We start from the raw sequence: 12,916 nt of genomic DNA, 5'->3' as shown, positions 1-12,916 counted from the left end.
CCATCCCGAACAGAGAAGTTAAGCCCTGCTGCGCCGATGGTACTGGGGTTACACCCGGGAGAGTAGGTCGCCGCCACATTATTAAAAAGCCTTTCAGGAAACTGAGAGGCTTTTGGCGTTTATGGGGAAAGCGAGAAGTTAGAAATTAGAGACAAGAGAAAAGGAACCAGAGACGAGAAACAAGAGCTTTTGATGATGATCTTGAGTTTTGTGTATTTTTTTCTGATAAGTAGATTTTGATGTAGAGATATGATATATGCTTTGCGATATATAGTGGATATATGCCTCTTCCAATGGGTAGACAGCTTCGGCGAAATATAGTAAAGAGGAAGTTTGTGCTGAGTAGCGATTGTTTTTAACCGCACTTTTTAGTGAATTAGCAATAAGAGATAAAAAAATGAAAGCATGTCACAAAAGCCTTTATTGTCCACAAAATGTCCAATCTATCCATTTTTTGCTTAGAAACTCTCTGCGTTTCTGCGTGCTGAATTTTAACCTCGATGATCTCAAAGGTAGCCCTTAAGCGTCCAATGTTTTAAAAACAAATCCCAAGATCTAGGTCTTGGGATTTTAAAAGCATAATCTTGTTGTATCAATAAATTCTTATCTTCCCCAAGTACTTGGGTCTTTTCGCCATTCTACCAGCGAAGCCAATGTTTCATCATCAATATAGTCTTTTGCTAATGCTTGGGGAAGCATAGCGGAATAATTGCTTAAACAAACTAAATCTATACCAGCTTCTTCAAAATTTTGCGTAGCAATATCAAATCCATAGGTGAATATAGCAACCATACCTAATACCTGGAATCCAGAATCTTTCAAATCTTTTGCTGCCTTCAAAGAGCTACCACCTGTAGATACCAAATCTTCTACAATAACAACTTTTTGCCCAGGTGTAATTTTGCCTTCTATCATGTTTTCCATTCCATGGCCTTTGGCTTTCGATCTTACATAGACAAATGGCAAACCTAAAGCGTCGGCTAATAAAGCACCCTGTGGAATTCCTGCAGTAGCTACACCTGCAATAGCTTCAACATCTGAAAATTGTGTTTGTATGGCTTTCACCAAGTTGTCTTTGATAAGGGAACGTACTGCTGGATACGACAGTGAAAGTCTGTTGTCGCAATATATCGGTGATTTCCATCCAGAAGCCCAAGTGAATGGTTGGTCTGGTTGTAATCTTATAGCTTCAATTTCGAGGAGATTTAAGGCGATTTCAGCCGCTATAGTTTTGTCAAGTAATTTCATACCTCAAAAATAGCAGATAAAAGGGAGTTGGAATTGTGCAGGTTGATTTTTTTTATGCATTTTTGAATGTAATAATCATTCATACTCAAATTAGTACCTAGTACGATGAAAATTTTTATCAATGATAAGCCTTTGGATATATTGACTCCTCATGAGCTCCCGAAAGATAGAACCTTTGAATGCATCTATGAAAACCCTTTAGATTTACCTACTTCTGCAAACTTCCATGATGACGTATTAATAACTAATCCGTCAAAGGATATTATTATCAAGCTACTTTATTTATTACGCACTAGGAAGCTTAAAAACTTAGATTCTGTTGTTTTGGTCTCTACAAATACGGATGAGTTGAAAAAGTTTATCAAAAGTAGGTTTACCATTATCAAAGCTGCTGGGGGTGTTGTCAAAAAAGGAGAAAAGGTACTTTTTATTCACAGGTTAGGGAAATGGGATTTACCTAAAGGTAAATTTGAGAAGGGAGAAACTCCTTCCGAATGTGCTATTCGTGAGGTAGAAGAAGAATGCGCAATTTCGGTCAAACTAGGAGCGGAAATATGTAAAACATGGCATACTTATACTCACAATCGAAAGAGTATCCTGAAGAAAACCTACTGGTTTTCAATGGAGAATTTAAATGATACTGGTATGAAGCCCCAAAAAGAGGAGGGGATAGAAGATATCAAATGGTTGAATCATCAAGAAGCAAAAGTAGCCTTGGTGAATTCTTATCCATCAATGCGCTATTTGTATAAAAGGTTTTTGAAGATGGAACCTAAAGTTCAGACTTCGTAAGGAAGGTATGCTTGAATATCTGCTCCATAGCGATGGACATCACGTATTATTGTAGAGCTGATTGCTGCAAATTCTGGGGATGTGATAAGGAATACGGTTTCCAAACTTTCGTTGAGATTCCTATTCATTTGAGAGATTGTATTTTCGTATTCAAAGTCCGTGGTGTTTCTAAGCCCTCGGATTAAAAAGTTTGCTCCAATTTTTTTTGCCAAAAAAGCTGTTAACTCATTATATACGATTACTTCAACGCGATCATCAGATTCATATACACCTTTGATTTTTGCTACCATTTCGTTTATCTCGAAGTACCTATTCTTTTTCGATGAATTGTAACCTATGCCTATATAAACCTTGTCAAATAGCTCTAAGCTTCTCTTGACAATATCATGGTGTCCTTTGGTAAATGGATCAAAAGACCCAGGGAATATCGCAATTTTATTCATGTCTAAGTGGCTTAATTATATTCCCAATGAGCTTCAAATAGAGGAGAGTTTAAAAACACTTCAACTCCACTTAAATACTTTTGATTTTGCTTAGGTTGAGTCAATACAAAGTTTTTGAAATATTTATTACCAAAATCTTGATCAATGTTTAAAGCAAGATAATCTCCCATTACGGTGACCTTGCAATACTTCCTGTCAAAATTTAATTGAGACAAAATACCAAAAGAGTAATTAAGGAGACTTTCTTTACTTTCTATAGCGTAAGTATTGAAGTTTGCCAATTGATTGTTTTTGAATGCAGCAATAAAGCAATGCTTATCTCTTAGATAAATGAATATTTCCTGGTTGAGGTAAGTGCTTTTGTCTTTTAGTAGATAAGCCAAAAAAGAGGTGCTTCCATGATGAATTTTAGCTTTTTGTCTTCCTTTGGTCAATATCTCATGTAGAGATAACGAAATAGCTCCCGCAATATATAAGTTGTTGCTGTCTATACTGCTAAAGTAATCGGCTTGAGAAGTACTTGGGTCTTGAGCGAAAGAAAGATAAGTGCTGAGTTGATTGATATCAAATAAGACTCCTGGAATCAATGCGAAATTTTCATCGTAAATAAGTATTTTGGCTGGAACTTGTAGATTGAAAAGCTTGTCCCTCTGAAGTACATCTTTCAATGAGGCATAATCGGAAAAAAACTTTTGATGAATCGCTGTAATAGCTTCATTTCCGTCTTTTGCAAAAAGGATGTATTTCTCTTCAAACAATAAAAGCGATAAACTTGACACTAAATTCGTGTCAAATTTATCGCTATACTTATTCTCTTGAATATTTTCTAAAGAATTAGCCAAGATTATTCCCAGTTACCAGCTGTAGAAGAGTCTGTTCTTGACCCAACTCTTAGCGCTTTTTCCTTGTTGTTCAATCTTCTTTTCGGGTTGATAGGGTCTGGATCCTTAATCTCGAATACCGGTATCTCCCTGCTATTTCTCTCCACTTTATCAGCGAAAAACTCAAAGGTTTTACCTCCAGATCCAGGCACAACATTTAAATTTTCAAGGTTGAAATTAGGGTATTTTCTTGCATTGAAAAGTGAGTCAATTACCCCTACAGAACCCAAAGTATCTAGTGTTACGGTAGTCTCTTCCTTGCCATATTCCAATAGTTTGGTAGTTTCTTTTCTTTCAACTAACCAAATTTCTCCTCCTTGGATGAAGTTTTTCAAATCTTGCCAGTTTGAGGCATATTCACCATTGGATGCATTGTATGCAATTTGAGCATCTCTGAGCATTTTAAGCTTTTCGATGATTCTGTTCTCTGTTCTTTCGATTTCTTTTTCTGCTTCTACTACGCTATCAACGCTGTCGTAAAGCTTGTATCCTAGGCCCAAAGCACCAATAAGGAAGACAATAGATAATATTCTAGTTAAAGTCATTTTTGATTTGATTTAATCTACTTGATAAGGTTGATGGTATTTCTAATAAAGTGCTATTTTAGATAATTATTTTCAAAATTAAAATATCCTTTCAATTTTCTCACATCATTCAAGGAATTTATTCCCCAAAACAGTCTATGTTTCTCCGATTTTTTGATGAGCGCAAGATTATTCATGTCGAGAAAGCTAATTTCTGTGATCAACTGCATGTCCTCACTAAGCTCTGGGTCTTTTCCCATTTTTAAAACGCCACTTTTAATGCTCACCTCGAAATATAACTCAATTGCATGTAGAGGTTGTTCCAAGTATTCAAATGTACACAAGAAATCTTTTACTTCAACATCAAGTCCTGTTTCTTCTAAAAATTCTCGTTTTAAGTTATCCACTGCGGAGCTGCCAAATTTCATACCTCCTCCTGGAACATTCCAAAAAAACTTCCCATTACCCATTTTATGTTTGATGAGAAGGATTTTATTTTCTACGATTAAAACTCCATTTACCCTGACTCTTAGCCTGTTGCCGAATTTCTCTGTAATCGTTTGTTCCAATTTCTCCATTTTAAGCTTAGCTTCGTAGCTACATGAACAATAAAGATAATCAATTCAGACCAAAGCCTTCTTTGCTTTTGCATAGAAATTTCCCTCATGAACCTACATCAGGGCAAAGGAGATTTTTTGATAAAATGGATTTCTTTTTCTCTTGGGATTCTGAAAACCCTATGGCCTTTGTCCTTAGAGGATATGCTGGTACTGGTAAGACATCTTTGATCTCTGCATTAGTAAAAAGCTTGCCTAAATTGAATTTTAAGTCTTTGCTACTGGCACCAACAGGCCGAGCGGCTAAAGTTATGGGAAACTATAGTGGTAGAGCTGGATTTACAATACATAAAATTATCTATCGTCCCAAAGAGAATATGTCTGAGTTTGGTAGTGGATTTGAATTGTCAAAAAACTACTACAAAGATACATTGTTCATCGTCGATGAGGCATCTATGCTTGCTGATGATGGAGCTGGGAGCTTGTTGAGGGATTTAATTCATTTTGTGTATCAAGAAAGTAGCAATAGGCTTTTGCTTGTAGGCGATACTGCGCAGCTGCCACCAGTAGGTAGTCAGCAAAGTCCAGCTTTGGATAAGGAGTATCTGATAAGGAATTTTAGAATCCAAGCAGATGAAATTGAACTGACTGAAGTGATGAGGCAACAATTGAACTCTGGAATTCTTTACAATGCGACATTGCTTAGACAGCAAGTAGTACTAGACAAACCTAGGATTGGTTTTTACACCAAAGGTTTCAAAGATTTCTTCAAAATGACAGGGGAGAGATTAGAAGATGGACTTAGGTATGCATATCAAAAATATGGGGTGGAGAGTACCACAATCATTACCAGATCCAACAAAATGGCTGTGCAATACAATCAGTACATCAGGAGAACAATTCATTTTTTTGAAGAGGAGATTAGTGCTGGAGATTTGCTTATGATTGTCAAAAACAATTATACTTATATGGCAGACTCTGAGAAGGTGAATTTTCTAGCCAATGGTGATTTTGCTGAAGTTGCAAAAATCAGATCTTTTGAAGAAATTTATGGCTTGAGATTTGCGACATTAGAGTTGAGGCTGATCGATTACCCCGAAGAACCAAACTTCGAAGCAAAAGTGATTCTTGACACCTTGTATACTAGTTCTCCTTCTTTAGAGCCTGAAAAATATAAGGAATTATATAGACAAGTTTCGGAGGATTATGCGGATGTGGCTAATAAATCTGAAAGAATGGAATTGATCAAAAAAGATCCCTATCTTTCGGCGCTACAAATTAAATTCGCCTACGCCTTGACATGTCACAAATCGCAAGGTGGTCAATGGGATGCTGTTTTTGTGGATCAAGGATTCTTAACAGAGGAGCAAGTTGATAAGGAGTATATGAGATGGTTATATACGGCTGTAACTAGGGCTAAAAAAGAACTGTTCATGGTGAACTTTCATGCAAAGTTTTACATTAATGGGGAGAATCCAGAGATAGTTTAATCTAGACGCAATGTTTAAGATTGAATTTGTGATTAGTAAAAGAATAAAATTAAATAAAATAAGAAAATGAAAAAGTTAGGTTTATTAATGGTTATGGTGCTTTTTGTATTTGCTGCTCAAGCGCAGGAGAAAAAAGGTGCAGAAATTATCTTCAAAGAAAAGTCCATTGATTTTGGAGATATCACTCAAGGTGATAAAGTAGAACACACTTTTGTATTTGAAAATACTGGTGATACACCTCTTGTGATTTCTAATGTTGCCGTTACTTGTGGATGTACTGCTCCAAATTGGCCAAAGACACCGATAGCTCCAGGTGAAAAAGGAGAAATGAAAGTAGTATTTAATTCAGCTGGTAAAATGGGTAAGCAAAACTCTGTAGTTCGTGTTTATTCTAATGCAGCAGAGCCAATTGAAAAGGTGTCTTTACTTTCCAATGTTTTACCTAAAGGTAAATAAATAAACATAACCTAGTGAATTCAATAAAGCAGGCTTTTCAAGTCTGCTTTTTGTTTTTATATCAGTTGATTTTTCTAAATCATTTTTCAATCACTCCTAGTAATAAGTCAGACCAATGATCATAAATCCATGCGCTTGGGTGAAGTTTGTCCGATACCAGAGATTTAGGCTGGTTTCCATACTTGCGGTAATGTGCTGTAATATCTATGTAAGTGACTCCAAGCTCTGAGCATATAGCTTGTTTGGCACTATTGAAAGCATCTATTTCCCTTTTTACCTTTTCTGTATCTACATTCCTATCGCTGGCAAAGGGAGTGATTCCCCAATCTGGAATCGAAAGCACTATTACTTTTGATGTATCCTCTCCTGCAAATCGGATGGCCTCTTGAAGTAAAGCTTGGAATTCTTCTCTGAAATTTTCTACAGACCTGCCCCTGTACTGATTGTTGACCCCGATGAGAAGGGTCACTAGGTCGTATAATTTACCTTTAATTTGAGCATCTTCTACACCTCTCTGAAGCTCATCAGTCGTCCATCCAGTAGTGGCTATGATAGTTGGTTCATTGAACGCTATACCTGTGTTTTTGAGCTTGGCGACAAGTTGATTTGGGTATCGATCAGGTTTTTCTACTCCTTCACCAATGGTGTAAGAATCTCCAAGGGCAAGGTAGGTGAGTTTATTTGAATCCATTTCAGTTTGATTTTTTTGAAGGCTTTGAGAAGAAATGCAGCTTTGCCAAGCTACAATCAATGTCAATAGCAAAATGCTGTTAGCTAGTTTTTTCATGTTTTATCCAAATATTTCTTCTACCATAGTGATGGTACTTTTATTGGCGTCAAGTCTCACTTTGGCTCCTACAGGAATAATAAATTGCTTTGGTATATGTCCAATCATCGCTCCTTTGAATGCGGGAATTTCCAAGGGTAGGATGTAATGATCTAGGATATCATCTACTGTCAACGATCCATAGCCACCAGAAGGGCTACAGTCTGTGCATTGCCCAAAGACAAAGCCTTTGATTTTGTCTAAAGTTCCATTGAGCTTCAAGGTGCTCATCATTCGGTCTATTTTGTATGGGTCTTCTCCAATATCCTCCAAGAAAAGAATGGATTCTTCAAAATCAGGTAAATATGGAGTTCCTGATAGTGCTGTGAGAACGGTCAAATTCCCACCTAGAATTTTACCTTCGACGACTCCAGGATGTAATGTAAACGTTCGATTGTTTTTGACCACAAGGTCGTCACCTTTTTGGGCTTCATTTTCGAAGGTTACCAAAGCTTTGTTGAAAAAAACTTCTTCAAACTGCTTTACATTGAAACTGTTCCAGCTTCCAGTTCCGTTGGGTCCATGAAAAGTGATTAAGCCAGTTTTTGCTTGAATGGCATTGTGCAATGCTGTAATGTCCGAATAACCAAGGAGAGGTTTAGGGTTCTTTTTGATTAATTCATAATCGATCAAAGGCAAAATCCTTGCTGCTCCTGAGCCTCCTCTGATGCATATGATGCCTTTGATGTCAGGGTCTGCAAACATTTCTTTCAAGTCACTAGCGCGCTCTTCATCGGTTCCTGCCAAATGGCCGTGCCGATTTTTAAGGTTTTTTCCCAGCTTGACCTTGAATCCTAAAGCTTCAAGAGCTTCTTGTGCAAACATGAACTGAACCCTTTCGGCTGTGGCAGCTGATGGACTTATCAACCCAACCCAGTCACCTTTTTTCAACGGTTTTGGGAGCATAGCGGCTGGATAGGTTGCTGAAGATTCCTTTGAATTAAAAGCAATAAATGGAAGAGATCCCAATGCTAGTCCTATAGATTTGATGAAGTTCCTTTTGTTCATGTCAATGCTTGCTTGAGTTTTAAAAATTATTTTTGATGAAAAGGAGTACTTTCTCCATTTCTGACCTGATTTCCGATGCTTTATTGAGGTAGTTGTTGTTCATCAAAGCAAATGCGTAGTACCTGTTTGAGTTTGATCTGATGATGCCTACTAAACAGTGATTGTTACTGATGGTGCCTGTTTTAGCAAAAACGTAAGGTGTAGGCGCCTTATAATTGTTCTTCAAAGTACCATTGATTCCTCCTTGAGGGAGTAGTCGAATAAGTTCTTGTCTGGGGATTATTTTGTCAAGTTTCTCAATTAGCTGCACCATACTCCGTGGAGTTACCAAGTTGTGTCTGGATAGTCCAGATCCGTCGACCCATTGTGGTGTGTCAGGAAGGTCGGCGAGATGAGTTTTTAAAACTTGCTGAATTGCCTTTTCAGCATTGAGCTCACCAAGTAATTCATCACTGACCATTAGAAGGATTTGTTCGGCGATAAAGTTGTCACTTTCCTGAAGCATTTCTTTCCAAAGTGGCTGTAAATCTCCTCCTTGATACTTTTGAGCTGTTGAGGGTAAAGTAGTATTTACAACCTCAACAGGCTTTTTGAGAATATCTCTTAATATTTCAGCTGTTAGTTCAGCTGAAGTAACAAAGGGTAGTATTGGGCCAGGGTGTGTATAGCTTCTAGGGTTGTAATAGAATGTGTTGCTATGGAAATCTCTTCTGAGAGTCGTTAGGTTAAGGTGTTCACTTGAGCTTACAATGCTTATCGTGGGAATGTTACTTTGAGGTCTCCCATTTACATTTCTGAAGGTGGCGATATTTCCATAGATTGGTAGGGGACTTCTTTCTGCTGAATATGCATAATAGTAATCGTCCCAATTCCAACCTCTCCCAAAACTGTTGTCCTTCCAGTTAGATGTCGAATATTTGATTTTTTTATAAGGTTGCAAAAAAGCCTCAATTTTTGGCTGTGGGAGTAAGCTGTACCTCCATGAAGGGTCTCCAGATCCCCAGATGGTGATTTCCTCACCCTGTACGGTGTACCTGAAAGTGTTTGTTTTCCTGTTGAGTACAACGGCAGATGCATAGAATGTAAGCAACTTTGTTGTGGATGCAGGAATGAAGTTCATGTGACTGTTTTTCTCGAAATGAACCCATTGGCTATCCAAATCATACAGCATAAATCCAGTTAAATGATTGTCGAAAAAAGTGTTTGGGCCAATCAATGCATTCAGCCCCTCATACCTTATTCTTATACTGTCTTCCAGGTGTTCGTGATGCTGAGCTTTTGCGTAGACAAGTTGAAGAAATAGAATGAAGGAAAAGATACTTTTTTTCAATATCATAAGTCGTTTTTAGTTTTATATTTGGTAGCTAAAAATAAGAAAATCCAGCCTATAATAAATGCTACACCACCAATTGGTGTGATTGCTCCAAGCCAAGTGACTCCAGTCAAGGACAGTGTATAAAGGGATCCTGAAAAAATCACTATACCAACTAAGAACATATGCCCAGCCTTCGGTAGGGATTTGTTGTCAGGGTACAATTCTATAATGATCCCAACAGCAAGTATAGCTAAGGCATGGTAGAAATGATATTTTACGGCTGTCTCGAAAGTTTCAATTCGACCATGTTTTGCCAAAATGTCGGCAAGTCCATGAGCACCAAAAGCTCCAATGGCAACTGCTAAGCCTCCCAATATTGCTGCAATACGTATATGCTTGTTCATTTTTTTAAGAGATGGAAAATTTTACTTTTAAATTTTTATTGACGAATATGAACTATTTGATCACCTGCTTCCAAAGATAGCTGATCCAATTCTCACCATGGTACTACCTTCTTCTTGCGCAAGAAGGTAATCTCCACTCATACCCATTGAGATTTCTCTAAGCTCAAAGTTTGAAGGGAGGTTTTTTGTTTTTAGCGCTTCAAAAAGGTTCTTGAGCCTACGGAATTCAGCCTTTACTTTTGGCTCATCATTCGTAAAAGTCGCCATACCCATAAGACCGATGATTTTTACATTTTGTAAGGATTGAATATCAGTGCTATCCAGCATTTCGTCCAACTCTTTTTGATCAAAACCAAACTTAGAATCTTCTTGTGCTATGTGGATTTGAATGAGACAAGGAATGATCCGGTCTACCTTTTTTCCTTGCTTATTGATTTCTTTTAGTAGCTTAAATGAATCTACACCATGAATGAGATGAACAAACGGTGCTATGTATTTTACTTTGTTTCGCTGCAAATGTCCTATCATATGCCAGCGAATATCTTTAGGTAGTTGTTCTTGCTTTTCAACAAGTTCTTGCACTTTGTTCTCTCCAAAATCTCGGATTCCTGCTTCATATGCTTCTTGTATGGCTTGAACAGGTTTGGTTTTGCTAACAGCTACGAGCAAGCAATCTTGATTTTTGAAGGTATTTTTTATTTCGATTAAGTTTTCTTTGATAGACATTCTTTTAACTTTGACAGCTCAATAACTCAAATATACCAAAACAAAGATATGGCTATCTTAGGGACATTACTAAAAAACGGCATCAGATTAAGGGAATCTTTGGAGCAAGAATACAGTTCTCCAGCTTTTCTTCAAAAACATGTACTGCAAAAATTAATGATAAAATCCGCAAAGACTGCTTTTGGGAAAAAGTATGCTTTTAGTGAGCTGTTGAAAAGCTTCAAATTAGATGATGATACCTTTTACAAAGAGTTTAGCCAAAATGTACCCATTTATGACTATGATAAAATCTATGAAGCGTGGTGGTATAGGCTAAAGGAGGGTGAAAAAAATATCACTTGGCCTGGAGAAATCAGGTATTTTGCTTTGAGTTCAGGAACTTCAGGAGCCGCTTCCAAATACATCCCAATTTCAAAGGATATGGTCAAGGCAATCCGAAAAACTGGAGTGAGACAGATCCTTACCTTGTCGAAATATGATTTACCTACGAGTTTATTCACCAAAGGGATACTGATGCTTGGAGGTAGTACAGATTTGGAATTTAATGGTACTTACTTCTCAGGAGACCTTAGTGGAATCACAGCTGGTAGGCTACCGATTTGGTTTCAGAGATTCTATAGACCCGGTAAAAAAATATCTAAAAATAAAAATTGGGGAGAAAAACTAGATCAGATTGTTCAAAATGCAAGTAAATGGGATATTGGAATCATAGTTGGCGTGCCAGCATGGCTTCAAATTCTTATGGAAAAAATTATAGAGCACTATCAAGTCAAAACCATACATGAAGTGTGGCCCAACCTCCAAATTTTTGTTCATGGAGGTGTTTCTTTTCAGCCATACAGGAAAGGTTTTGAAAAACTATTGGCCAAGCCATTAATTTACATGGAGACGTACTTAGCCTCTGAAGGATTTTTGGCCTTTCAAGCCAAGCCAAATAGCGGTTCGATGAGGTTAGTGCTAAACAATGGGATCTTTTATGAGTTCGTGCCTTTCAATGATGAAAACTTTGACCAAAATGGTGAGTTAAGGTCAGGTGTCAGGCCACTAAAAATAGATGAAATAGAAGAAGGGGTAGAGTATGCTATCTTGATTACCACTTGCTCAGGAGCATGGAGGTATCTTATAGGGGATACCATTAAATTTGTGTCTAAAATTGAAAATGAAATAATCATAACAGGAAGAACTAAGCATTTTTTGAGTCTCTGCGGAGAACATCTTTCTGTAGATAATATGAATAAAGCCATCAATCTCTTAGAGGACGCTTGTAACATAGATGTCAGAGAGTTTACAGTGGTAGGTTTACCTCATGAGAATTTATTTATGCATCATTGGTTCATCGGTACTGAAGATGAAGTGGATGAAACTTTGCTGCGTGATGAAATTGATGCCCAGCTCAAGACGCTCAATGATGATTATGTTGTAGAGAGAAAACATGCTTTGAAAGAAGTGAAGCTGACTAGGATTTCACCTTCGCTATTTTATACTTGGATGAAGTCTGAGGGTAAAGAAGGTGGCCAAAATAAATTTCCCAGGGTCCTGAAAGGAGAGAAGTTGAATTCTTGGCTTGCTTTTCTTAAAGCAAATAACATATCAATTTGATGAGTCAGGCCATATTTGAAGGGTTGAGTGTAGGTCTTATCTTGTCAGCTATGATAGGACCAGTATTCTTTACTTTGATTCAAAATTCGATTTCCTCAGGCTTCAAAAATACAGCTGTATTGGCTTTAGGTATTTTGATGAGTGATTTGATTTATGTTTTGATCACTTTTTTTAGTGTGAGTATTTTTGCGCAGAATCCGCTCTTCGAAGTGTATTTAGGCTATGGAGGTGCAGTAGTTCTCATAGGTTTTGGGATTACAACATTTTTCAAAAAATCAGTTCAAAGACCAAACACTGCTGGATTTGTTTTTCCAAAGCCTAAAAAGACCACAGCATTTTTGAAGGGCTTTAGCATCAATGGTGTAAATCCATTTGTGATGCTTTTTTGGATTTCTATAGCGGGTATTGTGAGTATCAAAGATGATTTTAAAAATACAGATATATTCTTTTACTATGCTGGCATCTTGCTTACCGTATTTGCGATAGATCTTCTGAAAGCTTTTGTAGCAAAACAGCTCAAGCCTTTCGTGACTCCTAAATTTATGGTAAGAATGAATAGGGTCGTAGCTGTTGTATTGGTGTTTTTTGGGGTCAGGTTGATTTTATTCGCTTATGATAAACATTTGATGCTTTAGTGGGTATTAATA

General features: G+C 37.3%; 15 protein-coding genes and 1 rRNA gene. 6 read left to right on the top strand and 10 right to left on the bottom strand.

Annotated features, from left to right (window positions below):
• Positions 1-79 (top strand): 5S ribosomal RNA (rrf, locus tag MM239_RS10970); the annotation flags it as partial.
• Between the two features lie 524 nt (positions 80-603).
• Here rrf and pyrE read toward each other — a convergent pair.
• Positions 604-1,248, bottom strand: coding sequence for an orotate phosphoribosyltransferase (pyrE, locus tag MM239_RS10965; RefSeq protein ID WP_241348285.1), 645 nt, complete (start codon positions 1,246-1,248; stop codon positions 604-606).
• Positions 1,249-1,353: 105 nt separating this feature from the next.
• On the opposite strand from pyrE, the gene MM239_RS10960 reads away from it, so the two are divergent.
• Positions 1,354-2,040 carry an NUDIX hydrolase gene (locus MM239_RS10960; protein ID WP_241348284.1) on the top strand — a complete coding sequence of 229 codons (687 nt, stop codon included), beginning with the start codon at positions 1,354-1,356 and terminating at the stop codon, positions 2,038-2,040.
• Here the strand turns inward: MM239_RS10960 and coaD are convergent.
• From coaD to MM239_RS10940, 4 genes are read right to left on the bottom strand one after another with little or no spacing between them, the layout of a single operon-like run.
• A complete protein-coding gene (gene coaD / locus MM239_RS10955) occupies positions 2,028-2,483 on the bottom strand; it encodes a pantetheine-phosphate adenylyltransferase (RefSeq protein WP_241348283.1) in 456 nt (151 codons plus the stop codon). The genes MM239_RS10960 and coaD overlap by 13 nt on opposite strands.
• A gap of 11 nt (positions 2,484-2,494) precedes the next feature.
• On the bottom strand, positions 2,495-3,325 hold the full coding sequence (locus MM239_RS10950) for a DUF3822 family protein (RefSeq protein ID WP_241348282.1): 831 nt from the start codon (positions 3,323-3,325) through the stop codon (positions 2,495-2,497).
• Between the two features lie 2 nt (positions 3,326-3,327).
• Positions 3,328-3,909: a hypothetical protein gene (locus MM239_RS10945; protein WP_241348281.1), complete on the bottom strand. Its 582-nt coding sequence runs from the start codon at positions 3,907-3,909 to the stop codon at positions 3,328-3,330.
• Between the two features lie 53 nt (positions 3,910-3,962).
• The gene (locus MM239_RS10940) at positions 3,963-4,466 is read right to left on the bottom strand and encodes an NUDIX domain-containing protein (RefSeq protein ID WP_241348280.1); all 504 of its coding nucleotides are present in this window, start codon (positions 4,464-4,466) and stop codon (positions 3,963-3,965) included.
• 23 nt (positions 4,467-4,489) lie between these two features.
• Here MM239_RS10940 and MM239_RS10935 point away from each other — a divergent pair, with 23 nt between their 5' ends.
• Together MM239_RS10935 and MM239_RS10930 are read left to right on the top strand one after the other, a co-directional pair.
• Complete coding sequence (locus MM239_RS10935; RefSeq protein ID WP_241348279.1) at positions 4,490-5,935, top strand: ATP-dependent DNA helicase; 1,446 nt, start codon at positions 4,490-4,492, stop codon at positions 5,933-5,935.
• 66 nt (positions 5,936-6,001) lie between these two features.
• Entirely contained in the window at positions 6,002-6,391 is a 390-nt protein-coding gene (locus tag MM239_RS10930; RefSeq protein ID WP_241348278.1) for a DUF1573 domain-containing protein, read from the top strand.
• Between the two features lie 79 nt (positions 6,392-6,470).
• Here MM239_RS10930 and MM239_RS10925 read toward each other — a convergent pair whose 3' ends face one another.
• The 5 genes from MM239_RS10925 to MM239_RS10905 are packed head-to-tail and all read right to left on the bottom strand — an operon-like array spanning position 6,471 to position 10,670.
• Positions 6,471-7,178 carry an SGNH/GDSL hydrolase family protein gene (locus MM239_RS10925; protein WP_241348277.1) on the bottom strand — a complete coding sequence of 236 codons (708 nt, stop codon included), beginning with the start codon at positions 7,176-7,178 and terminating at the stop codon, positions 6,471-6,473.
• A gap of 3 nt (positions 7,179-7,181) precedes the next feature.
• Positions 7,182-8,225, bottom strand: coding sequence for a S66 peptidase family protein (locus tag MM239_RS10920; RefSeq protein ID WP_241348276.1), 1,044 nt, complete (start codon positions 8,223-8,225; stop codon positions 7,182-7,184).
• A 19-nt stretch (positions 8,226-8,244) separates the two neighbouring features.
• Positions 8,245-9,561 (bottom strand): D-alanyl-D-alanine carboxypeptidase/D-alanyl-D-alanine-endopeptidase, encoded by a 1,317-nt coding sequence (locus MM239_RS10915; protein WP_241348275.1) that lies wholly within the window; start codon positions 9,559-9,561, stop codon positions 8,245-8,247.
• Positions 9,558-9,944 (bottom strand): DUF423 domain-containing protein, encoded by a 387-nt coding sequence (locus MM239_RS10910; RefSeq protein ID WP_241348274.1) that lies wholly within the window; start codon positions 9,942-9,944, stop codon positions 9,558-9,560. Before MM239_RS10910 ends, MM239_RS10915 begins: the two co-directional genes overlap by 4 nt.
• Before the next feature lie 60 nt (positions 9,945-10,004).
• Entirely contained in the window at positions 10,005-10,670 is a 666-nt protein-coding gene (locus MM239_RS10905; RefSeq protein ID WP_241348273.1) for a YggS family pyridoxal phosphate-dependent enzyme, read from the bottom strand.
• Between the two features lie 48 nt (positions 10,671-10,718).
• Between MM239_RS10905 and MM239_RS10900 the strand changes: the two genes are divergently transcribed.
• Both MM239_RS10900 and MM239_RS10895 read left to right on the top strand, forming a co-directional pair.
• Positions 10,719-12,269 carry a GH3 family domain-containing protein gene (locus MM239_RS10900; RefSeq protein ID WP_241348272.1) on the top strand — a complete coding sequence of 517 codons (1,551 nt, stop codon included), beginning with the start codon at positions 10,719-10,721 and terminating at the stop codon, positions 12,267-12,269.
• Positions 12,269-12,904, top strand: coding sequence for a LysE family translocator (locus MM239_RS10895; RefSeq protein WP_241348271.1), 636 nt, complete (start codon positions 12,269-12,271; stop codon positions 12,902-12,904). Before MM239_RS10900 ends, MM239_RS10895 begins: the two co-directional genes overlap by 1 nt.
• The last annotated feature ends 12 nt before the right edge of the window (positions 12,905-12,916 follow it).

This window comes from Belliella filtrata (assembly GCF_022549775.1).
Lineage (GTDB): Bacteria > Bacteroidota > Bacteroidia > Cytophagales > Cyclobacteriaceae > Belliella > Belliella filtrata.
Note: the sequence above shows the minus strand (reverse complement) of the source record. Positions and strands in the feature narration are given on the sequence as shown.